Origin of the sequence: Paludibacillus litoralis, assembly GCF_037646705.1 — a bacterium.
GTDB lineage: Bacteria > Pseudomonadota > Alphaproteobacteria > Rhodobacterales > Rhodobacteraceae > Pikeienuella > Pikeienuella litoralis.
The window spans coordinates 189,639-209,403 of sequence record NZ_JBBHER010000005.1; the positions used below are offsets into that span (position 1 = coordinate 189,639).

Here is a 19,765-nt window from a genome sequence, read left to right on the forward strand (position 1 = left end):
GAGATGATCGGTGTTCGACCTGACAGGGAAAAGCGCATTGATAACCGGCGCATCCGGTGGAATTGGCGCGGAGATCGCGCGGGTGCTGCACGGGGCCGGAGCGGCTGTGGCGCTCTCGGGAACGCGGACCGGGCCGTTGGAGGCGCTGGCGGAGGAGCTGGAGGCGCGCGCGCATGTCCTTCCGTGCGATCTGTCCGATGGCGCGGCGGTGGACGCCTTGCCCGCGCAGGCGGCGGAGGCGATGGGAGCCGTTGATATTCTGGTGAACAACGCCGGATTGACGCGCGACAATCTTTTCATGCGGATGAGCGTGGCGGATTGGGACGAGGTGATCGCGGTGAATCTGACCGCGGGGTTTCGTCTCTCCAAGGCGGTGTTGCGTGGCATGATGAAGGCGCGCTGGGGCCGGATCATCGGAATCACGTCGGTGGTCGGCGTCACGGGGAACCCCGGGCAGGGAAATTATGCGGCGTCCAAGGCCGGAATGATCGGCATGACAAAGTCGCTCGCGGCGGAGGTGGCCAGTCGGGGCGTGACCGCGAATTGCGTGGCCCCCGGGTTCATCCGCACGGCGATGACCGATGGGTTGAAGGACGAACAGAAAGCGAAGATCAACGCGGCGATCCCCGCCGGACGGATGGGGGAAGCGGCCGAAATCGCCGCTGCGACGCTTTATCTTGCGAGCGACGAAGCCGGGTACGTCACCGGTCAGACATTGCATGTGAATGGGGGGATGGCCATGATCTGACGCCCGCCGAAGAGGAATATGACGGGCGCCATTCGCCCATTTGCGTTATCGGACGCTTATGGTAATAGCCCGACGAAGCGGCGGACGAATGTACGACGTCGTGCAGATACTGCGTTTCGGGCGTGCGCCGCCGCGAAACGATCCGAATTGAGGCGTGCGCCTCCAGCAGAGGAAACGAGCATGAGCGATATCGCGGATCGCGTTAAGAAGATCGTCGTCGAACATCTGGGCGTCGAAGAGGAGAAGGTTGTCGAAAAGGCGAGCTTCATTGATGATCTGGGTGCTGACAGTCTCGATACGGTCGAGCTGGTGATGGCCTTCGAGGAGGAGTTCGGCATCGAGATCCCGGACGATGCGGCCGAGACGATTCAGACTTTTGGCGACGCGGTGAAGTTCATCTCGGAGAACGTCGACGCCTGAACCAGGGAAGAATTAGACAAGGTTCAGCGCCCGGGCGATCCGGGCGCTGTTTTTTTGTTCTGTGCGTCGCTATGTTGCCGCTGCAAAGCGACGTTTGAAAGAGATGCGCATGAGACGGGTTGTTGTGACGGGCCTCGGAATGGTTTCGCCGCTCGGGTGCGGCGTCGAGGAGACCTGGGGCCGATTGGTCGCGGGGGAATCGGGCGCCGGCGTGATCCGGCATTTTGACGCATCGCATTTGTCGTGCCGCATCGCATGCGAGATCCCGCTGGGCGATGGACCGGGCGACTATAATCCGGATGACTGGGTCGATAAGAAAGAACAGCGAAAGATCGACAGGTTCATCACCTATGCGCTGACCGCTGCGGAGCAGGCGATCACGAACGCCGGGTGGACCGACCCGGATGAAGAGGAAAAGCTGCGGACGGGGGTGATGATCGGTTCCGGGATCGGTGGCATCGAAACCATCGCCAAGACCGCCGTCATTCTGAAGGAGCGTGGGCCTCGGCGGGTCTCGCCGTTCTTCATTCCTTCGGCGCTGATCAATCTCTGTTCGGGCCAGGTGTCGATTCGTCATGGATTCAAAGGCCCGAACCACGCGGTGGTCACGGCATGTTCCACCGGAGCGCACGCGATCGGCGATGCGGCGCGGCTGATCATGCTTGATGACGCGGATGTCATGGTGGCGGGTGGGGCGGAGAGCCCGGTTTGCGAGATTTCCGTTGCGGGCTTTGGCGCATGCAAGGCGCTCTCGACCGCGTTCAACGACGAGCCCACGCGCGCGTCCCGCCCTTATGATCGAGCGCGGGACGGTTTCGTGATGGGCGAGGGCGCCGGTGTGGTGGTGCTTGAGGAGTATGAGCACGCAGTGAAGCGCGGCGCGCATATTTACGGCGAAGTGATCGGGTACGGCCTTTCGGGAGACGCGTATCACATCACGTCGCCTTCGCCGGATGGGGACGGAGGATACCGGTCGATGGCGGCCGCGGTCGCGCGGGCGGGCGTCGACGTGGCGGAAATCGACTATGTGAACGCGCATGGCACGTCTACGCCGCTCGGGGATGAGATCGAGTTGCGCGCGGTGACGCGGCTTCTTGGCGCGGCGGCGGGCGGCGTCACGATGTCGTCAACCAAAAGCTCCATCGGGCATCTTCTGGGCGCGGCCGGGGCGGTCGAAGCGATTTTCTGCCTGCTGGCGATCCGGGACGGCGTTGCGCCGCCGACGTTGAATCTGGAGGATCCTTCGGTCGAGACCGAGATCGACCTCGCGCCGTTGAAAGCGGTCAAACGAGACATCGATGTCGCGCTCTCCAACTCCTTCGGTTTCGGCGGCACCAACGCATCCCTGATTTTCAGAAGGGTCTGAGCTCTCATCATGGGAAAGCACGTTGCAGCCAACGCGCTGACGGTTCTGATCGTTCTCTGCGTCGCGCTGGCGGGACTGACGCTCTGGGGGATTCATTCCTTCAGCGCGCCGGGGCCGCTTGCGAACCCGAAGCTGGTCGTGCTGGAGCGGGGAGTTTCGCTGAAAGACGCATCGGAAACGCTTGAGCGGGAAGGCGTAATCGCGAACGCGATCATCTTTCGGCTGGGCGCGCGCTATCGTGGCGAAGCCGGTGCGGTGAAATATGGCGAATACGAAATCCCCGCCGCCGCCACGATGGAGCAGGTGCTCGATATCGTCGTGTCGGGGCAATCGATTCAGTACAAGGTGACGATCGCGGAAGGGCTGACGAGTTGGGAGGTCGTCGAAGCGTTGCGGGCCAACGAGCTTCTCGTTGGCGAAATTCCGTCGGTTCCGGCGGAAGGCGCCCTGGCGCCCGACACTTACTTTGTCGCGCGTGGGTCCAGCCGGGCGGAGTTGCTGGCGCGCATGGAGGCGGCGCAGAGCCGCATCCTGGCGGCGGCCTGGGAAATGCGGGACGAAGATACGCCGCTTCGCTCGCCTGAGGAGGCGTTGACGCTGGCGTCGATCATCGAGAAGGAGACCGCCGTGGCGGCGGAACGCCCGTTGGTCGCCGGCGTGTTCGTCAACCGATTGAACCGGGGCATGCAGCTCCAGTCCGATCCGACGATCATCTATGGAATCACCAAGGGCGTCGGCACGCTGGATCGGCCGATCCTCCGGTCGGATCTGACGACGCCCACCGCGTACAACACCTACACGATCGATCGTCTGCCGCCGGGGCCGATCGCGAACCCCGGCCGCGAATCGATTCTCGCCGCGGTGAAGCCCGAAAAGACCGATGCGCTCTATTTTGTTGCGGATGGCTCCGGTGGCCACGCCTTCGCCGCGACATTGCGCGAACACCAGAAAAACGTAGCTGCGTGGAGGCGGATCGAGCGCAGCAGACCGAGCGAGTGACGCAACCAGGAAGAAAGTTCTTGACTTTGCGCTCGCTCCGATGTAGTAAGACCGCAGACTGAGAAATCTGTCAGAAGCCGACGCATCGCTGCGCCGGCTTTTTTCATTTCCCGGAAAGACCGCCATGACATCCAAGACCGGCGACACCGACAAGGTGGAGCGTCTGCTCGCGCATGCGCGCCAACTCTATCAGAACCTCGCCCACGAGCTGACTTGTGCGATCCGTGTCCTTCATTCGGGCGCGGAGGATCTCGCTGCGAGAGGGCGTGCAGAGACGATTCGCGCGCATCGAAAGGCGTTGCAGACCATTATCGACATCGAACTCCAACTCGCGAAAGAGACCCGGAGGCCGGAACAATCGCATGAAATCGACATCGAAGCCGCACGCGCGGAAATCTATCGGCGCCTCGATCGCCTGGCGTCCGCGGGAGGAGATTGAGGAGCTGCTTCATGGGCTGTCGGAGAACGCGCAGGCGGCGTTCCCATTCCTCTTCGAAGTATGGGGCATGCCAAAGCATCAATTACCGCCAGAGGGAGATTGGTCCACATGGCTGATTCTGGGCGGGCGCGGCGCCGGCAAGACACGGGCTGGCGCGGAATGGATCCGCTCCAAAGTCGAGGGCGCGACGCCGCTTGCGCCAGGGGAGTGCAGCCGTGTCGCGCTGGTCGGCGGGACGCTGGATGAAGCGCGCGACATCATGGTGCGGGGCGAGAGCGGAATCATCGCGTGCTCGCCTCCGGATCGGCGGCCGGAATGGAATGAATCCCGCAGAATGCTGATCTGGCCGAACGGCGCGCAAGCGACGTGTTTTTCCGCGGCGAGCCCGGAGAAATTGCGTGGGCCGCAGTTCGACTGCGCCTGGGTCGATGAACTGGGAAAGTGGCGGAACCCGCGGCGGGCATGGGACATGCTGCAACTCGCGCTCCGGCTTGGGGACCATCCCCAGCAGGTGGTGACGACCACGCCGCGGGCGAATCCGGTGCTGGAGGAATTGATCCAGGACAAACGCACGGTGACGGTTTCGGCGCCCACCTCGGCGAACCGGGCCAATCTGGCGGCGAGCTTCCTTGACAAGGTTACCGAGAAGTACGGCGGGACGGCGCAGGGACGCGAGGAGCTGGATGGCGTGATGGTGCTCGACAGACCCGGCGCGCTCTGGTCTCGGTCGTTGATAGAGGCGGCGCGGGTGCGTGAAGCGCCGCCGCTGCAGCGCGTGGTCGTGGCGGTGGATCCGCCCGTGAGCGTCGGTGAAGCCGCCGACGAATGCGGGGTGATCGTCGCCGGGCGAACAGCGACGACCGCATATGTCTTGGCGGATCGCTCCAGCCAGGGTGAGACCCCGCAAAAATGGGCCGAGCGCGCGATCGCCGCCTATGAGGAGTTCGAGGCGGACAGATTGATCGTCGAGACCAACCAGGGGGGCGCGATGGTCGAGACGATCATTCGAGGAATCGCGCCGCGGATCAGCTTCGCCTCGGTCCATGCGTCCCGAGGCAAGGCCACGCGGGCGGAGCCGGTCTCCGCGCTCTATGAGCAAGGGCTCGTGCGTCATGTCGGCGGCTTCCCGGAGCTCGAGGACCAGATGCGAGGTTTCGGCGTCGATGAAACGACCCGAAGCCCGGACCGTGTCGATGCGCTGGTCTGGGCGATATGGAGCCTGATGTTGTCGCCGCAGGCGGCCGCGCCGCGCGCGCGCCGTCTCTGAAAGACGCCAAACGGAGATATCATATGCTGTTCAATCTCTTGAACGCCAGAGCATCCGCTCCGGCGGAAAAAAAGGCGTCCGCCGTCGGCGGTATGATCGCTTTTCAGGGCGCAGGCCGCGCGGTTTGGGGGCCGAGAGACGGGGTCTCGCTGACGAAAGCGGGATACCAGGGCAACGCCGTCGTCTTTCGGTCGGTCCGGATGGTGGCGGAGGCGGCGGCGGCGACGCCGATGCGGCTCAGCGTCAATGGCGCCGTGATGTCCGAACACCCGATCCTGTCGCTGCTCGCGGCGCCGAACGGAGGGCAGGACGGGGCGGGGTTGCTGGAGGCGGTCTTTGGAAATCTGATGCTTTTCGGCGACGCCTATCTGGAGGCGGCGGCGCTGGATGACCGAGGCGCGCCGGGTGAATTGCACACGCTTCGCCCCGATCGGATGCGGATTATTCCTGGCGCGGACGGGTGGCCGGACGCCTACGAGTACAAGGTGGGAGGCAGGACGCATCGGTTCGACATGACGACCGAGGCGCAGCCGGTTCTGCATCTGCGCGGTTTTCATCCGCTTGACGATCATTACGGCATGGCGCCGCTGGAAGCGGCGGCGGCGGCGATAGATATCTATAATTCGGCCGGGAAATGGTCGAAAGGCCTGCTGGACAATGCCGCCAGACCCTCGGGCGCGCTGGTTTACAAGGGCGCGGACGGAGAGACCCTGACGGACGAACAGTTCAGGCGCATCGTCGATGAACTGGAGGACGGTCATCAGGGTGCGCGGAACGCCGGGCGACCGATGCTGCTCGAAGGCGGGCTCGACTGGAAGCCGATGGGGTTTTCGCCGTCGGATATGGAGTTTCTGAAAACCAAGGAGGCGGCGGCGCGCGAAATCGCGCTGGCCTTCGGCGTGCCGCCGCAGCTTCTGGGATTGCCGGGCGACAACAGCTACTCGAATTATCAGGAGGCGAACCGCGCCTTCTATCGCCAGACCGTCCTGCCATTGGCGCGGCGGGTGGGAGCGGCCTTGGCGGGTTGGCTCGGTTGGCGCTGGGGCGGCGGAATCCGGATCACGCCGGACATGGATGCGATCCCGGCCTTGCAGGCTGAGCGAGAGATGCAGTGGCGACGGGTCGCGGCGGCGGATTTCCTCTCGCCGGACGAGAAGCGTGAGATGTTGGGCCTGTCGTCCCGCACCTCGGCGCGAGAATGACCGGCGCGCCGCGGCGGCGCACGCTCGGCTCACGCTATCTCTATGAACCATTCGACAGCGCCCACGCCCGCATCGAAACGCATGAACGGGTGTTCGAGGAGCGATGGGTGGCGCTGAACCGGACTCTCGAACAGATCGAAAGCGGGCTGGACCGCCTGGAAAGGCGGCTCTGGTTGGCGGTTTACGGCGCTGCGATCGCGCTGGCGGGCCAGATTCTCGCCTTTTCCCTGAATGCGCGGCTCTATCCTTAGGAGATGATTTTGAAATCAGCTATCGAAACTCCATTCGGACTGGAGACAAAGTTCATCGCGCTCGACCGCGAGGCGGCGACGGGCGCCGAAATTGGCGGCTACGCGTCTCTCTTCGGCGTCGCCGATCAGAACGGCGATGTGGTCGAGCCTGGCGCATTCGCGGCCTCCTTGCAGCGTTTGGCGCGGCAGGGCCGGTCGGTGAAGCTTCTGTGGCAGCATGACCCAGCATCGCCGATCGGCGTCTGGGACAGTGTCGCGGAGGATCGCCTCGGACTCGCGGTGCGCGGCCGGTTGCTGACCGAGATCACGCGCGGCGCAGAGGCGGCCGCGCTCATGGCGGCCGGCGCCGTGGATGGGCTCTCGATCGGATACCGCACGATCAGGGCCGAGCGAGCCGGCGCCGGCCGGCGGCTTATCGAACTCGATCTTTGGGAAGTTTCACTCGTCACGTTTCCGATGCTTCCCTCAGCGCGCGCCTCGGCGAAGGCGCCTGATCCGGAGGCGGAAATCGCCCGCGAACTGGCGGACGCGCTTAGAAGCGCCCGTGAGGCGCTAGCCTGACTCCGTTTCCTTTTCTCGTCGTCCAATCAAAGGATCAACCGATGACGCATGAAGCACAAGCCGCCACCGGGCCGGAAGTGAAATCCTCTCTTTCCGGCTTTCTGAACGACTTCAAATCCTTTCAGACGGAGATCAAGAGCCGCATGACCGAACAAGAAGAGCGTATCGGTATACTGACCCGGAAATCCGCGCACCGCCCGCCGCTGAGCGGAGCGGCCGAGATGGTGGCGCCGCATCGGAAGGCCATGGATACCTACCTTCGCGCCGGGGACGACGCGCAGCTGCGCGCGCTGCAACTGGACGGCAAGTCGCTCACGACCGGGGTCCTGGCCGATGGCGGCTATCTGGTCGATCCGCAGACCTCCGATCGGATCATGGGCGTCCTGAGGGCGTCGTCGTCGATCCGCTCTGTCGCAACGGTCGCGGCGGTCGAGGCCGGCGTCTACGACGTTCTGGTGGATCATACCGATGTCGGCGCGGGCTGGACGGCGGAAAGCGGCGCGGTCGCCGAAACCGATACGCCGCAGATCGAGCGTATCTCGATCACGCTGCATGAGCTATCCGCTTCTCCAAAAGCCTCGCAGAGGCTGCTGGATGACTCCGCTTTCGATATCGAGGCCTGGCTGGCCGAGAGGATCGCGGATCGGTTCACCCGAGCCGAGAACGCCGCCTTCGTCAATGGCGACGGTATCGACAAGCCGACCGGGTTCCTCAGCTACAGCGCGCTTCCGAACGACAACTGGACCTGGGGCTCGCTCGGATATGTGGCGACCGGGACGGCGGGCGACTTTTCCTCTGTGGATCCGTCTGATGCGGTCGTCGATCTGATCTACTCGCTTGGCGCCGAATATCGGGTGAACGCGACCTTCGTTATGAACTCGAAGACCGCCGGCGCCGTGCGAAAGATGAAAGACGCCGATGGCCGGTTCCTCTGGGCGGAGAGCCTGGCGTCGGGGCAGCCTGCGCGCTTGATGGGATATCCGGTGGTGATCTCGGAAGATATGCCTGACATCGGCGCGGATGCGATGGCGGTCGCATTCGGTGATTTTGGGGCCGGCTACACCATCGCTGAACGGCCGGACATGCGCGTGATGCGCGATCCGTTCTCGGCGAAACCCCATGTTCTCTTCTATGCGTCCAAGCGTGTGGGCGGCGATGTGACCGACTTCGCGGCGATCAAGCTCCTGAAATTCGCCACGAGCTGATCCGAAGTTGAACCGATTGCGTCGCCGGGGCCTCCCGGCGGCGCATGCGTCCGCGCTGCGACCCTCTCCCGCTCTCCATTTCATGTCGCGGCGCGGGCGCGCATTTCTTCGACGTTTCAAGGAGCGATTGCCATGCTTACTGAAACCGCGCCGCCGACGATTACGACGGCGATGCATGATGAATTCGCTCGTCATCTGCGCCTGTCCACGGGATTTGCGGCTGATCAAGGTCAGGACGTCGACGCCGCGTTCCTCGCGGCGGTCGCACATCTGGAGCGTGTGCTCGGCATATGTCTGATTCCGCGGGAGTTTTCCTGGCGCGGCCGTCTCGGAAGGGATTGCTCTGTCACCGCGCCGATCGCCCCGGTGCGGACGTTGACCTCAGTATCGCGCCTTTCGCGAGACGGAGACTCCACGCCGCTGGATCTGTCCCTGTTCAATTTGGACCAGACGACGGTGCGAACGCGGTTTCGAGCATTGAAGAGTATCAGTGGTGATCTTGAGTTCGTGTTTGAGGCGGGGTTCGGGCCAGGCTGGGAGGCGACGCCCGCAGACCTTCGCCGGGCGACGTTGATTTTGGCGGCGGAGCACTTTGACCAGCGCCGCGCCACCGTACCTGGTCGGGAAGCCTTGGCGACATATGGCGTCGCAGCGCTGATTCAGCCATGGCGGCCGATGAGGCTTGGCTCGGGAGCAGGGCGGTGAGCGGGGGGCTTACGCGCCGCCTCGTTCTTGAGGAGCGTTCGGCGGCGCCTGACGGGGCTGGCGGCGTTATGGAGGCCTGGGTCGAGCGCGGGGTGCACTGGGCCGCGATCTCACCGGCGTCGGCGCGTGAGAGCGCCATCGGCAGCAGACCCGTTTCGACTGTCACACACAAGGCGTTCATCCGGTTTGCGGATTATGGCGCGCCGGGGCGACCGGTCGCGGATCAGCGGTTTCGTGAGGGAGAGCGTGTTTTTGCGATCCGCGGCGTGACCGAGGCGGATGACAGGCGCGAACGGCTGATCTGCTGGTTGGAAGAAGGGGTGCTGTCATGACCATGGCGCTGTCCGCACCATTGCAGCGAGCTCTCTTCGAACGGCTTTCGTCGGCGCCGGAACTGGAGAGTCTCGCCGGCCGCATTTACGACGACGCGCCCCATCGAAGCCGGGATCAGGGCGCCGAGCCTTACGTGACGCTTGGAGACGAAGAGGTCTCTCCATGGAATACGGCCACGGATCGCGGCGCGGCGCACGAGGCGGTGATCCGTGTCTATGCGCCGCAGCGCGGCTTTCTCACGGTGAAAGAGATCGCGGCGCGTATCGTCGCGCTGATCGACTCCGATCCACCCGCGCCAACGCGCGGCGTGGTGGTGACGCATGAGTTCATCAACGCGCGGACGCGCCGCGAGGAAAACGGCTTGTTGCGCCGCATCGATCTGACTTTTCGCTTCGTCATTGAAGACGACGCCTGACCACAACGCCTTGAACGAGAGGATCCGATATGGCCGCCCAAAAGGGAAAAGACCTGCTGATCAAGATCGACCCCACAGGCGGGGGCGCGTTTGAGACGGTCGCCGGGCTCCGCGCGTCTCGTATCGCGTTGAACGCCGAGACCGTGGACGCGACGACAGCCGACAGCGCCGGGCGGTGGCGCGAGCTCCTGAGTGGCGCAGGCGCGCGTTCCGCGTCGATTTCTGGCTCGGGCGTGTTCAAGGACGCGACCTCGGACAGCCTGATGCGACAGGCGTTTTTCGACGCCGCCACCATCAACGCACAGATTGTGGTGCCCGATTTCGGCGTAATCGAAGGGCCATTTCAAATCACGGCGCTTGAATACTCCGGCGACCACGACGCGGAAGCGACGTTCGAAACGAGTCTGGCCTCCGCCGGGGCCCTGAGCTTTACGGCGCTTTGATGGTGAACCCGCAACGCGGCGAGATCGCGATAACAATTGACGGCGAGGAGCGCGTGCTTCGGCTGACGCTAGGCGCCTTGGCCGCGTTGGAAGCAAGGCTGGATGTCGGTGGATTGGCGGCGCTCGCGGAGCGGTTCGAAGCCGGGGGCTTTCGCGCCGCCGATCTCATCGCGCTTCTGGCGGCCGGCCTCCAGGGGGGAGGGGCGGACGTGACCGAAGCCGAAGTCGCGGCGATGAATTTCGACGGTGGAGCGATCGGTGCCGCCGAGGCCGCATCGCGTCTGCTCGCCGCCAGCTTCAGGGGGACGACATGACGAAGGACAATCCCGGCTTTGATTGGGATCTGCTGATGCGGTTCGGGCTGGGCGCGCTCGGGCTGGGCCCACGTGAATTCTGGGCGATGACTCCCCGCGAATTCGACGCCGCCGTCAAGGGACGGATGGGCGTATTCGAGGATGCGTCTCCCCTCGACCGCAGTGCGTTCGCCGAACTCAGCTCCAGGTTTCCTGATCGGAGGGCGCCCTGATGGATGAGCGCGAAACGGAACGGCAGATTTCCGCGGTTAACGATCTGGAGCGAGCCTACCGAAATATGCGTGAGGCGGCGCGGGGAGCGACGGCCGAGCTGGCTATCGATCTACGTTCGTCGACATCCGAGATTCAACGCATGGAGCGTGAGACGAGTGGGCTTTCCCGCTCGTTTGGCTCGGGGCTGCGTCGCGCTTTTGATACAGCGATTTTCAGCGGCGACAAGCTGAGCAACGTTATGCGCGATCTGGCGCTGTCCATGTCCCGTTCGGTGCTGAACAGCGCCCTGACGCCGGTCCAGAACTCACTTGGAGCGGCCGTCACAGGGCTTTTTTCGGGGTTCGCCAAAGGCGGCGCCTTTTCTGCGGGCCGTGTTCGCGCTTTCGCGAAAGGCGGCGTCGTGTCCGGGCCGACCACATTTCCAATGCGGGGCGGCGCCGGCTTGATGGGCGAAGCTGGCCCCGAGGCGATCATGCCGCTGACACGCGGGGCGGACGGCAGTCTCGGGGTGAAAGCGGAGGCTGGCCGCGGCGCTGGCAACATTACGATCAATATTTCGACCCAAGACGCCGAGAGTTTTCGACGGAACCAGTCGCAGATCTCGGCCAGCATCGCACGTGCGGTGCGGCGCGGCGAACGCAACATGTGAGGGCGCGATGAGTTTCCATGACGTGGTCTTTCCCGCAGCGCTTTCCTTCGGGTCCAGTGGCGGCCCGGAGCGGCGAACCGAGATCATCGCGTTGGCGAATGGATTCGAGGAGAGAAATGCGACATGGGCGCATGCGCGGCGGAGATATGATGCGGGCCTGGGGTTGCGGAGCCTGGATGATGTCCATGCGGTGATCACCTTCTTTGAGGCGCGGCTTGGGATGCTTCATGCATTTCGCTGGAAAGACTGGGCCGACTATAAATCTTGCGCCCCGTCGGAGACTGTGTCCGCCTTTGATCAGCCGTTGGGTCTTGGGGACGGGACGACGCGCGTGTTCAATCTCGGACGGGTTTACGCTTCCGGCGGCGTTGAATATCGGCGGCCGGTTACAAAGCCCAAGATCGGAAGCGTCCGTGTCGGAAGCGACGGTGTCGAGGTCAGCGCTTCCGGCTTTACGGTGGACCATCAAACCGGCGCGGTAAGCTTTGACGAAGCGCCTCAGGCGGGCGCGGTTTTGACGGCTGGCTATGAATTTCATGTGCCTGTGCGGTTCGACACAGATCGGATCGAAGTCAACCTTGCGGCTTTTGAAGCCGGTGAAATTCCATCGATTCCGATCATCGAAGTGAGAGTGTGATGCGAGCCATACCGAAGGCGATGCAGGACAAGCTGGATTCCGGCGTGACAACGTTTTGCGCGTGTTGGCGGATCGATCCCAACTCGGGACCGGCGCTGGGTTTTACGGAACACGATGAGGATATCTCTTTTGACGGCGTAACGTTCGAAGCTTCAAGCGGATTTTCGGCCAGCGCCATCGAGCGATCACTCGGCCTTTCCATTGACAACGCATCCGCGAGCGGTGCGTTGCGCTCGGACCGGATTTCCGAAGCCGACATTCGGCGCGGACGGTTTGACGGCGCGGCCTTCAGGCTTTGGCTGGTCGATTGGACGGATCCGTCTTCTCGCATTTTGACGTTTCGCGGCGAAATTGGAGAGATCACCCGCGGCGCGCTGGCGTTCGAGGCGGAGATTCGAGGATTGTCCGAGCGGTTGAATCGTCCGGTCGGCCGACGCTTTCTCAGAGTTTGCGATGCGACTCTCGGAGACTCGCGCTGCAGCGTCGATATCGATCGTCCGGAGTTCAGGGGCGAGGGTGCGGTCCTTGGTGCGACGGACAGGCGAAGTCTTATTGTTTCGGGCATCGACGGATTCGAACCGCACTGGTTCGCCAATGGTGAACTGACATGGACAAGTGGTGCGAACACGCAATCAAAAATGGGCGTGCGTACGCACCGCATGTCGGGCGACGGCGTGGTGCTGGAGCTGGATCGAAATCCGGTGGACCCTCCCGAGCCTGGCGATACCTTTGTCGTCGTCGCCGGTTGCGACAAACGACTGTCCACATGCCGCGAGAAATTCCAGAACGTGGTTAATTTCCGTGGATTCCCGTATGCGCCCGGCGACAATTGGTTGACGGCCTATCCTGTCGATGGCGAGGTCTACCAAGGCGGCGCACGTGGGCGGGGCTAGTCGTCCGTGCCCCGCGCGAGTGGTTGCGCTGGCGCGTGGATGGATTGGAACACCTTACCGGCATCAGGCGAGCCTGAAAGGGGTAGGGGCGGACTGCCTCGGCCTCATCAGAGGAGTCTGGCGCGAGCTTTACGGTCATGAGCCGGTTTCTCCGCCGCCGTACAGCCACGATTGGGGTGAGACCTCGAGTGACGACCCGTTGTGGCGCGCGGCCGAGAGGTATTTGGCGCCCAGTTCGGGTGAACGGCCGGGCGATGTCCTCCTTTTCCGGATGGCGCCTGGCGCTACGGCCAAACATCTCGCGATACGCGCAAATTGCGGCGACTTAGCCCCGACGATCATTCACGCCTATTCGGGCCGATCGGTAATCGAATCCCCTTTCATTGGAAGTTGGCGGCGCCGCGTCGTCGCCACCTTCCGGTATCCGGAAAGAACCTGACCTATGGCCACGATGATCCTTTCCGCCGCCGGCTCCTCTTTTGGCTCGGCGGCTGGCGGCAGTTTGCTTGGTTTGGGCGCTGCGACCGTCGGCCGCGCCGCCGGGGGCGTAGCCGGCTCGCTGATAGATCGCCAGGTGATGGGGCGCGGGGCGCAACCCGTCGAGACAGGGCGTGTGGATCGGATCCGTGTTCAGGGGGCGGGGGAAGGAGAGCCGATTCCACGTCTCTTTGGCAGGATGCGCATCGCAGGACAGGTGATATGGTCTAGCCGCTTCACGGAACACATCGACGAAACCTCTCGAGGCGGCAAGGGCGGCGGACAAAAGTCGCGTGAATACAGGTATTCGGTCTCATTCGCCGTCGCGCTTTGCGAGGGGCGTATCCGACGTATTGGCCGGATTTGGGCGGACGGAAATGAAATTTCCTTGGCGGACTTTCAATATCGATTGCATCGCGGCGGCGCCAATCAGCAACCGGATCCACTGATCGACGATATAGAGGGAGGAGCGCCCGCCTTTCGGGATCTCGCTTATCTCGTTTTCGAAGACACGGCTCTTGGACCGTTCGGAAACAGAATCCCGCAATTGAATATCGAAGTGTGGCGGGAGCCCGAAACAGCGCCGACGTCAGAGAACGAGAATGCGCCGGCGCTTGCTGAACTGGTGCGCGGAGTCGCGATGTCGCCTGGATCCGGCGAGTTTTCGCTGGAGACGCGCAAGGTGCGGCGGCTGATCGGCCCTGGTCAGTCGGTATATGAGAACGTCAATACAGTGGCTGAGCGGCCCGACATTATGATTGGGCTCGATCAGCTCCAGACGGAGGCGCCAAATTGTGGCGCCGTATCTCTGATTGTATCGTGGTTTGGAGACGACCTTCGCTGTGGCCAATGTGAGATTCGGCCTTGCGTGGAAACTGCCGACAAAGACACCGACCCCATTCGGTGGGTCGTAAATGGAGTTGGACGCGGCAATGCGAAGGCGGTTTCCGTCGATACGCAGGGACGGCCCGTCTATGGGGGCACGCCAGGGGATGGTTCGGTGATCCGATCAATCCAGGAGATGAAATCTCGTGGATTGAAGGTGATGTTTTACCCCTTCGTCTTGATGGATGTCCCCGCTGAGAATCAGAAACCGGATCCTTGGACAGGCGAAGTCGGTCAACCAGCGTTCCCCTGGCGTGGTCGGATCACATTGAGCCGCGCGCCGGGCCTCGCTGGCTCGCCCGATAAAAGCGCCGTGGCTGCGGACCAGGTGAAGACGTTCTTCGGCACCGCCGCCCGCGCCGCATTTTCCATGGGCGACGATACCGTTGACTATTCAGGTCCTCACGAATGGTCGTTCCGTCGTTTCATTCTGCATTATGCGAATCTGTGCGCGCTCGCAGGCGGTGTGGACAGCTTCTGCATTGGTTCGGAGATGCGCGGATTGACCCAGATCCGGAGCAGCGAAGACACTTATCCGGCAGTGGCCGAACTCCGTGCTCTTGCAGCCGATGTTCGCGCAATTTTGGGCCCGGATACGAAGATTGGCTACGCTGCAGATTGGTCGGAATATTTTGGTCACCAACCGAGTGACGGGTCCGGTGATGTGTTCTTTCATCTCGATCCATTGTGGTCGGATCAGAACATAGATTTCATTGGTATCGACAATTACCTGCCGCTCTCGGATTGGCGATACCAGGAAGGTCATGCCGACGAAGCCGCAAAGTCAGTCTATGCACTGTCCTATCTTGGCGACAATGTGGAAGGGGGTGAGGGATACGATTGGTATTACAGGAGCGCGGCGGCCCGCGACGCACAGGACCGGACGCCGATTGTCGATGGGGCGCATGGCGAGGATTGGCTGTTTCGACCGAAAGACATCAGGAACTGGTGGCGGAATCAGCATTACAATCGCCCAGGCGGCGTCCGTGCAGCGAACCCGACTGAATGGACGCCAAAGGCGAAACCGATCTGGTTCACCGAAATTGGGTGCCCGGCGGTTGATCTTGGAGCCAACCAGCCAAATGTCTTCGTTGATCCGAAATCATCCGAAAATGCATTGCCCTATTTTTCGCGGGGTGTCCGGGATGACTTCATGCAGCGAAGGTATTTGGAAGCCGCGCTGAGCTATTGGGAAAAGCCAGAGAATAATCCGACATCTCCGGTCTACAATGATCGGATGATCCGAGTGGATCGAACCTTTGTCTGGACATGGGATGCGCGGCCGTGGCCGGATTTCCCCAACCGCCTCTCTGTGTGGTCCGATGGGCCGAGCTACAGGCTTGGGCACTGGATATCCGGGCGCCTCGGGGCGGCGTCCTTGGCTGACGTGGTGGCGGAAATTTGCCTGCGGGCTGGGCTGACCGCCTTTGATGTTTCCGAACTGTATGGCGTGGTCCAGGGATTCAAGATTGACGACGCAGGATCCGCCCGAGCCGCTTTGCAGTCACTGATGACGGTCTTCGCGTTTGATGTCGTTGAAAGTGGCGAGGTTTTGCGCTTTCGCCATAGGGATCGGCAGGTCGATGCGAGCCTGACTTTGGCGGACGCCGTGAGTTCGCGCGAGGGTGGCGCCGACGTAACGTTTACCCGGACGCCGGAGGGCGATCTCGCTTCCGCCGTTAGCTTCGAGTTTATCGACAGTGAGCGCGATTATGAGATCGGCGCGCTTGAGGCGCGGGCTGTCGCCTCCATCTCTACAAGGACTGAGAGGTCGAGCGCACCGGTTCTTCTGGACAGTGGCGCAGCGCAGGATGTCGCGGATCGTCATCTTGCCGAAAGCTTAATTGGCCGTGAAGGGGTCAGCTTCGCCGCTGCCCGGCGATGGTTGGCTTTGGAGCCTGGCGATATCATCCGGCTGGACGCGGCGCCTGGCGAACCTCGGTTCCGGATTGACGGGGTTGAGGACGCCGGCGCCCGAGCTCTGACGTTGACCGCTGTAGACCAGAAGGCCTACGCGGCGGCGCCACGGAGTTTTCCGCCGCCGACGCCTGAGCCGGTCTTTCCTGCAACTCCGGTAGCGTCCGTGCTCATGGACCTGCCGTTGATTTCTGGTGACGAAACCGGCCCCTCAATCGCTGCTTTTTCAGAGCCATGGGCGGGACCGGCGGCGCTTTTTGTTGGCGATGACGGGGAATCATTCCAGCAGGCTGCGCGAATCGTCAGGCCGGCGGTCATGGGTGCGCTGACGTCGGACCTTGTTGCGGCGGCGAGCGATATCTGGACCAGAGATATATTTTGCGAGGTAAAGCTTTTTGGCGGCGGCCTCAGCTCCAAACCTGATGTCTCCGTCTTGAACGGCGCGAATATAGCGGCGGTAATGAGTCCGTCGGGAAACTGGGAAATTATCCAGTTTCAGACCGCCGATCTGGTTGGCGAAAACCTGTGGCGGTTAAGCCGCCTTCTACGCGGTCAAGCGGGAACCGAGCCTTTCATTGGCGATCCGACTCCGGCTGGCTCCGCATTCGTTCTGCTTGATGATGCGGTGGTGACGGTGGACTCGCCGTTCTCATTGCGCGGGATTGAGCGCGTCTGGCGTATTGGTCCGAGCCGAAAGCCTTTCTCTGACGAGAGCTATACGCAATTTTTGGCGGAGGACACGGGAAAGAGAATGCGCCCCTATGCGCCCGCGCATCTGCGAACTCGCCGTGATCCTGTGTCCGGAGATATCGCGATCAGTTGGATCAGACGCACGCGTATCGATGGCGATAGCTGGGCAGGTGCGGAGGTCCCGCTTGGAGAAGAACGGGAGGCGTATCGTGTTCGAATAGGTCAATTTCGGGAGGTGGAGACAACAGAAACAGAGTGGATTTGGTCAGCCGCCGCGCAAGCGGACGATGGCTTTTCAGGAGTTGTCGAGATTTCCGTGTCGCAGATATCCAGTCAGTTCGGCCCGGGAGCGGAAACAAAGGTGATGATAAATGTCTGACACTCATAATTTTGCGCTCCCTCTCCTCGCTTCAAATCAAGCGCAAAAGCATGTGACGATGAATGAGGCGCTTACGCGCTTGGACGCTCTGGCGGCGCCATCGGTGCTGAGCGCGGATCTGGCGACCCCTCCAGAGAGCCCCGCAGAGAATGACGCCTATGTCATCCCGGCTTCTGCGTCAGAAGCGTGGGCCGGGCATGAGAATGAGCTCGCCTTTTTTTCCAATGGCGGCTGGAGTTTCGCCACGCCAAAGGCGGGATGGCGCGTTTGGGTGACCGAGCGGGGGGAGGCGATAGTTTTCTCGGGGGACGCCTGGCTCCGGGATCCGGTTGGCCCAATCGAGCATGGAGCGTACATGCGAGCCGGCGTGATCGTCGCCGATATACCTGTAGCCCCTGGTTTCGGGTTTGATGCGGATCTTTCGATCCCTGATCGCGCAGTGGTTGTCGGCGTTACGGGGAGAGTCATTTCGACAATAGCCGGCCCGAACCTTACTGGGTGGCGTCTAGGCGTTTCCGGCGCAACGGATCGGTATGGTTCCTCGATCGGGCTACCCAAGAACTCCGTCGTGAACGGGGTCACGAGCGCGCCGCTGGCCTATTACGCATTAACGCCTTTGCGCGTCGAACCCGAAGGCGGGAGCTTCGCTGAAGGTGAGGTCCGGTTGGCGATCCATTATCTGGCGTTGACCCCGCCTGATCTTGTTTGAACTTCATCATCTGTCAGAAAAGGAGCATCCAATGATCTCTTGTGAAGGTGTTACGGACTGCTTTGGCGTACTGATGCCAATATCGTTCGAAATCGGGTTTGCGGTTGTTGCGCTGGCGTCGGTTGTCGCCGCGGTGACGCCGACACCTCGCGATGATGTTTGGGTTGCCAAGGTGTATCGGATCCTTGACGCGCTGGCGCTCAATGTCGGTTACGCCAAGGAGAAGCCCAAAAGCGCAGGTGGCCGTTTCGTAGCCAGGTAACTGTACGCGCCCCGGCCCTGGGTCGGGGCGCGTATATCAAGCTACGCTTCAACAGGGCGACCTGCTCTCCTGAGAGTCCGTCTCTACAGGTTCGCTCTGTTCTTGTTTGATCTTTTTTAATTGATTTACATATTCCGCCGGCGTCAGGCCAGCGAGGCTGGAATGCAGGCGGTGGTGATTGAAGTCGTTGCGCCACGCCGCCACCAGATTGCGGGCATGGCGCAAGCCGTCAAACAGATGCTTATTCAGAAATGCGCCGCGCATCCGTCGGCTGGCGAACCTGCGGGATCGCCAGCGGCGTGTTTCGCCGCCACGCTTGCGCAAGGTGGGGCCTTCCTCACGGCGAAGCTTTATCCCAATATACCACGACGCCTTCCCGCTTGACTGGAAGACGCGACCGGCGATGCCCGAAGCGGCGCCACTCGTCCGCCTGAGAAAAGCGTCGCCTGTTCGGCGGCGCACCTTCGAGCCGCTGCTGGGAGGATGAGGAGGTCGCCGCCACCTTCCGCCAATCCTTTGACAGCTCGGCGGAAACGGCGGTCACCGCCGCCCGCTCAGATGCGGGCGGGAGCGGCTTTCCTTCGAAAAACGAGATTTGGCTGGGGAACCTGGATTCGAACCAGGACTAACAGAGTCAGAGTCTGCGGGTCTACCGTTAACCTATTCCCCAACAGGGTCGCCGCGTGGGATAATGGGCGCGGCGCTTTCTGTCAACTGATCGGGTGGCGGCGCTCAGCTGTTGGTTTCACGAATTTTCTCAGCGGCGCTCTCGTTGAAAGCGACGCCGTTCGCGCGGAACGTCTGGTCCAACTCTCCGGACAACACCATCTCGGTGATGATGTCGCACCCGCCGACGAATTCTCCCTTCACATAGAGCTGAGGAATGGTCGGCCAGTCCGAGAATTCCTTGATGCCGTTCCGAATCGCCTCGTCGGCGAGGACGTTCACGTCCTTGAAGGGCACTTCCATGTAATTGAGAATCGCCGTGACACGGCTGGAAAAACCGCATTGCGGCATGGTCTTCGTGCCCTTCATGAAGAGCACGACGTCATTGGATGCGATATCGGCCCGGATCGCATCATGCGCCGGATTGCTTGCGGTTTTAGTCTCGCTCATGATTCCATCCTCAATCCGGAGCTCGCGTCGTCAATGCGAGCGCGTGAAGTTCGCCGCCCATACGGCCTTTCAGCGCGGCGTAGACCAACTGGTGCTGCTGCACCCGGTTCTTGCCGCGGAATTCTTCAGCGATAACGGTGGCCGCGTAGTGATCGCCATCGCCGGCGAGGTCGGTGATCTCGACATCGGCGGTGGGAAAGGCGTCAAGGATCAACTTCTTGAGCGCCGCCACTTCCATCGCCATCTCAGTTACCTCTTCACCGATCAGTC

Annotated in this window: 25 protein-coding genes, 1 tRNA gene and 1 pseudogene; 23 read left to right on the forward strand and 4 right to left on the reverse strand. The window is 62.2% G+C overall.

The window, feature by feature from the left end; translation table 11 throughout:
- Positions 1 to 10: 10 nt before the first annotated feature.
- From fabG to WG921_RS10155, 23 genes are all read left to right on the forward strand, one after another.
- The gene (gene fabG, locus WG921_RS10045; protein ID WP_340109096.1) at positions 11 to 748 is read left to right on the forward strand and encodes a 3-oxoacyl-[acyl-carrier-protein] reductase; all 738 of its coding nucleotides are present in this window, start codon (positions 11 to 13) and stop codon (positions 746 to 748) included.
- A 180-nt stretch (positions 749 to 928) separates the two neighbouring features.
- Complete coding sequence (locus WG921_RS10050; RefSeq protein WP_340109097.1) at positions 929 to 1,168, forward strand: acyl carrier protein; 240 nt, start codon at positions 929 to 931, stop codon at positions 1,166 to 1,168.
- Between the two features lie 109 nt (positions 1,169 to 1,277).
- On the forward strand, positions 1,278 to 2,534 hold the full coding sequence (gene fabF / locus WG921_RS10055) for a beta-ketoacyl-ACP synthase II (RefSeq protein ID WP_340109098.1): 1,257 nt from the start codon (positions 1,278 to 1,280) through the stop codon (positions 2,532 to 2,534).
- Between the two features lie 9 nt (positions 2,535 to 2,543).
- Positions 2,544 to 3,533, forward strand: a complete 990-nt coding sequence (mltG, locus tag WG921_RS10060; protein ID WP_340109099.1) for an endolytic transglycosylase MltG — start codon at positions 2,544 to 2,546, stop codon at positions 3,531 to 3,533.
- Between the two features lie 124 nt (positions 3,534 to 3,657).
- Complete coding sequence (locus WG921_RS10065) at positions 3,658 to 3,972, forward strand: hypothetical protein (RefSeq protein ID WP_340109100.1); 315 nt, start codon at positions 3,658 to 3,660, stop codon at positions 3,970 to 3,972.
- Entirely contained in the window at positions 3,968 to 5,239 is a 1,272-nt protein-coding gene (locus WG921_RS10070; protein ID WP_340109314.1) for a DNA-packaging protein, read from the forward strand. The genes WG921_RS10065 and WG921_RS10070 overlap by 5 nt, the downstream gene beginning before the upstream one ends.
- 23 nt (positions 5,240 to 5,262) lie before the next feature.
- Entirely contained in the window at positions 5,263 to 6,441 is a 1,179-nt protein-coding gene (locus tag WG921_RS10075) for a phage portal protein (protein WP_340109101.1), read from the forward strand.
- Positions 6,438 to 6,692, forward strand: coding sequence for a GTA head formation protein, RCAP_rcc01685 family (locus WG921_RS10080; protein WP_340109102.1), 255 nt, complete (start codon positions 6,438 to 6,440; stop codon positions 6,690 to 6,692). Before WG921_RS10075 ends, WG921_RS10080 begins: the two co-directional genes overlap by 4 nt.
- Before the next feature lie 9 nt (positions 6,693 to 6,701).
- Positions 6,702 to 7,253: an HK97 family phage prohead protease gene (locus WG921_RS10085; RefSeq protein WP_413788579.1), complete on the forward strand. Its 552-nt coding sequence runs from the start codon at positions 6,702 to 6,704 to the stop codon at positions 7,251 to 7,253.
- Between the two features lie 41 nt (positions 7,254 to 7,294).
- A complete protein-coding gene (locus WG921_RS10090) occupies positions 7,295 to 8,458 on the forward strand; it encodes a phage major capsid protein (RefSeq protein ID WP_340109103.1) in 1,164 nt (387 codons plus the stop codon).
- Between the two features lie 132 nt (positions 8,459 to 8,590).
- On the forward strand, positions 8,591 to 9,163 hold the full coding sequence (locus tag WG921_RS10095; RefSeq protein WP_340109104.1) for a head-tail connector protein: 573 nt from the start codon (positions 8,591 to 8,593) through the stop codon (positions 9,161 to 9,163).
- Positions 9,160 to 9,495 carry a head-tail adaptor protein gene (locus WG921_RS10100; protein ID WP_340109105.1) on the forward strand — a complete coding sequence of 112 codons (336 nt, stop codon included), beginning with the start codon at positions 9,160 to 9,162 and terminating at the stop codon, positions 9,493 to 9,495. Before WG921_RS10095 ends, WG921_RS10100 begins: the two co-directional genes overlap by 4 nt.
- The gene (locus tag WG921_RS10105; RefSeq protein WP_340109106.1) at positions 9,492 to 9,911 is read left to right on the forward strand and encodes a DUF3168 domain-containing protein; all 420 of its coding nucleotides are present in this window, start codon (positions 9,492 to 9,494) and stop codon (positions 9,909 to 9,911) included. Before WG921_RS10100 ends, WG921_RS10105 begins: the two co-directional genes overlap by 4 nt.
- Positions 9,912 to 9,940: 29 nt before the next feature.
- A complete protein-coding gene (locus WG921_RS10110) occupies positions 9,941 to 10,354 on the forward strand; it encodes a phage major tail protein, TP901-1 family (RefSeq protein WP_340109107.1) in 414 nt (137 codons plus the stop codon).
- Positions 10,354 to 10,668: a gene transfer agent family protein gene (locus WG921_RS10115; RefSeq protein WP_340109108.1), complete on the forward strand. Its 315-nt coding sequence runs from the start codon at positions 10,354 to 10,356 to the stop codon at positions 10,666 to 10,668. Before WG921_RS10110 ends, WG921_RS10115 begins: the two co-directional genes overlap by 1 nt.
- A complete protein-coding gene (locus WG921_RS10120) occupies positions 10,665 to 10,880 on the forward strand; it encodes a phage tail assembly chaperone (protein WP_340109109.1) in 216 nt (71 codons plus the stop codon). Before WG921_RS10115 ends, WG921_RS10120 begins: the two co-directional genes overlap by 4 nt.
- Positions 10,880 to 11,530, forward strand: coding sequence for a phage tail tape measure protein (locus tag WG921_RS10125; RefSeq protein ID WP_340109110.1), 651 nt, complete (start codon positions 10,880 to 10,882; stop codon positions 11,528 to 11,530). The genes WG921_RS10120 and WG921_RS10125 overlap by 1 nt, the downstream gene beginning before the upstream one ends.
- A 7-nt stretch (positions 11,531 to 11,537) precedes the next feature.
- Positions 11,538 to 12,167: a DUF2460 domain-containing protein gene (locus WG921_RS10130; protein WP_340109111.1), complete on the forward strand. Its 630-nt coding sequence runs from the start codon at positions 11,538 to 11,540 to the stop codon at positions 12,165 to 12,167.
- On the forward strand, positions 12,167 to 13,060 hold the full coding sequence (locus WG921_RS10135; protein WP_340109112.1) for a DUF2163 domain-containing protein: 894 nt from the start codon (positions 12,167 to 12,169) through the stop codon (positions 13,058 to 13,060). The genes WG921_RS10130 and WG921_RS10135 overlap by 1 nt, the downstream gene beginning before the upstream one ends.
- Positions 13,020 to 13,499 (forward strand): NlpC/P60 family protein, encoded by a 480-nt coding sequence (locus WG921_RS10140; protein ID WP_340109113.1) that lies wholly within the window; start codon positions 13,020 to 13,022, stop codon positions 13,497 to 13,499. Before WG921_RS10135 ends, WG921_RS10140 begins: the two co-directional genes overlap by 41 nt.
- Before the next feature lie 3 nt (positions 13,500 to 13,502).
- Positions 13,503 to 17,408: a baseplate multidomain protein megatron gene (locus WG921_RS10145; RefSeq protein ID WP_340109114.1), complete on the forward strand. Its 3,906-nt coding sequence runs from the start codon at positions 13,503 to 13,505 to the stop codon at positions 17,406 to 17,408.
- Positions 17,401 to 18,117: a DUF2793 domain-containing protein gene (locus WG921_RS10150; protein WP_340109115.1), complete on the forward strand. Its 717-nt coding sequence runs from the start codon at positions 17,401 to 17,403 to the stop codon at positions 18,115 to 18,117. Before WG921_RS10145 ends, WG921_RS10150 begins: the two co-directional genes overlap by 8 nt.
- A gap of 31 nt (positions 18,118 to 18,148) precedes the next feature.
- Positions 18,149 to 18,379 carry a hypothetical protein gene (locus tag WG921_RS10155; RefSeq protein ID WP_340109116.1) on the forward strand — a complete coding sequence of 77 codons (231 nt, stop codon included), beginning with the start codon at positions 18,149 to 18,151 and terminating at the stop codon, positions 18,377 to 18,379.
- A gap of 48 nt (positions 18,380 to 18,427) precedes the next feature.
- On the opposite strand, the pseudogene WG921_RS10160 reads toward WG921_RS10155, so the two are convergent.
- From WG921_RS10160 to WG921_RS10175, 4 genes and pseudogenes are all read right to left on the reverse strand, one after another.
- Positions 18,428 to 18,646 (reverse strand): annotated as a pseudogene (locus WG921_RS10160) (integrase core domain-containing protein); the annotation flags it as partial.
- Positions 18,647 to 18,975: 329 nt separating this feature from the next.
- Positions 18,976 to 19,049: transfer RNA gene (locus WG921_RS10165), tRNA-Gln, on the reverse strand.
- 62 nt (positions 19,050 to 19,111) lie between these two features.
- The gene (grxD, locus tag WG921_RS10170; protein ID WP_340109118.1) at positions 19,112 to 19,495 is read right to left on the reverse strand and encodes a Grx4 family monothiol glutaredoxin; all 384 of its coding nucleotides are present in this window, start codon (positions 19,493 to 19,495) and stop codon (positions 19,112 to 19,114) included.
- 10 nt (positions 19,496 to 19,505) lie between these two features.
- Positions 19,506 to 19,739, reverse strand: coding sequence for a BolA family protein (locus tag WG921_RS10175; protein WP_340109119.1), 234 nt, complete (start codon positions 19,737 to 19,739; stop codon positions 19,506 to 19,508).
- Between the last annotated feature and the right edge of the window lie 26 nt (positions 19,740 to 19,765).

What these genes read in the sequence shown, in the direction of transcription:
- WG921_RS10080 (WP_340109102.1), top strand. Translation starts at nt 6,438, where the DNA reads ATGACCGGCGCGCCGCGGCGGCGCACGCTCGGCTCACGCTATCTCTAT.
- WG921_RS10090 (WP_340109103.1), top strand. Translation starts at nt 7,295, where the DNA reads ATGACGCATGAAGCACAAGCCGCCACCGGGCCGGAAGTGAAATCCTCT.
- WG921_RS10145 (WP_340109114.1), top strand. Translation starts at nt 13,503, where the DNA reads ATGGCCACGATGATCCTTTCCGCCGCCGGCTCCTCTTTTGGCTCGGCG.
- WG921_RS10125 (WP_340109110.1), top strand. Translation starts at nt 10,880, where the DNA reads ATGGATGAGCGCGAAACGGAACGGCAGATTTCCGCGGTTAACGATCTG.
- WG921_RS10175 (WP_340109119.1), bottom strand. Translation starts at nt 19,739, where the DNA reads ATGGCGATGGAAGTGGCGGCGCTCAAGAAGTTGATCCTTGACGCCTTT.
- WG921_RS10110 (WP_340109107.1), top strand. Translation starts at nt 9,941, where the DNA reads ATGGCCGCCCAAAAGGGAAAAGACCTGCTGATCAAGATCGACCCCACA.
- WG921_RS10065 (WP_340109100.1), top strand. Translation starts at nt 3,658, where the DNA reads ATGACATCCAAGACCGGCGACACCGACAAGGTGGAGCGTCTGCTCGCG.
- WG921_RS10075 (WP_340109101.1), top strand. Translation starts at nt 5,263, where the DNA reads ATGCTGTTCAATCTCTTGAACGCCAGAGCATCCGCTCCGGCGGAAAAA.
- WG921_RS10105 (WP_340109106.1), top strand. Translation starts at nt 9,492, where the DNA reads ATGACCATGGCGCTGTCCGCACCATTGCAGCGAGCTCTCTTCGAACGG.
- WG921_RS10130 (WP_340109111.1), top strand. Translation starts at nt 11,538, where the DNA reads ATGAGTTTCCATGACGTGGTCTTTCCCGCAGCGCTTTCCTTCGGGTCC.
- WG921_RS10150 (WP_340109115.1), top strand. Translation starts at nt 17,401, where the DNA reads ATGTCTGACACTCATAATTTTGCGCTCCCTCTCCTCGCTTCAAATCAA.
- mltG (WP_340109099.1), top strand. Translation starts at nt 2,544, where the DNA reads ATGGGAAAGCACGTTGCAGCCAACGCGCTGACGGTTCTGATCGTTCTC.
- WG921_RS10155 (WP_340109116.1), top strand. Translation starts at nt 18,149, where the DNA reads ATGATCTCTTGTGAAGGTGTTACGGACTGCTTTGGCGTACTGATGCCA.
- WG921_RS10120 (WP_340109109.1), top strand. Translation starts at nt 10,665, where the DNA reads ATGACGAAGGACAATCCCGGCTTTGATTGGGATCTGCTGATGCGGTTC.
- grxD (WP_340109118.1), bottom strand. Translation starts at nt 19,495, where the DNA reads ATGAGCGAGACTAAAACCGCAAGCAATCCGGCGCATGATGCGATCCGG.
- WG921_RS10140 (WP_340109113.1), top strand. Translation starts at nt 13,020, where the DNA reads ATGGCGAGGTCTACCAAGGCGGCGCACGTGGGCGGGGCTAGTCGTCCG.
- WG921_RS10095 (WP_340109104.1), top strand. Translation starts at nt 8,591, where the DNA reads ATGCTTACTGAAACCGCGCCGCCGACGATTACGACGGCGATGCATGAT.
- WG921_RS10135 (WP_340109112.1), top strand. Translation starts at nt 12,167, where the DNA reads ATGCGAGCCATACCGAAGGCGATGCAGGACAAGCTGGATTCCGGCGTG.
- WG921_RS10115 (WP_340109108.1), top strand. Translation starts at nt 10,354, where the DNA reads ATGGTGAACCCGCAACGCGGCGAGATCGCGATAACAATTGACGGCGAG.
- fabF (WP_340109098.1), top strand. Translation starts at nt 1,278, where the DNA reads ATGAGACGGGTTGTTGTGACGGGCCTCGGAATGGTTTCGCCGCTCGGG.
- WG921_RS10050 (WP_340109097.1), top strand. Translation starts at nt 929, where the DNA reads ATGAGCGATATCGCGGATCGCGTTAAGAAGATCGTCGTCGAACATCTG.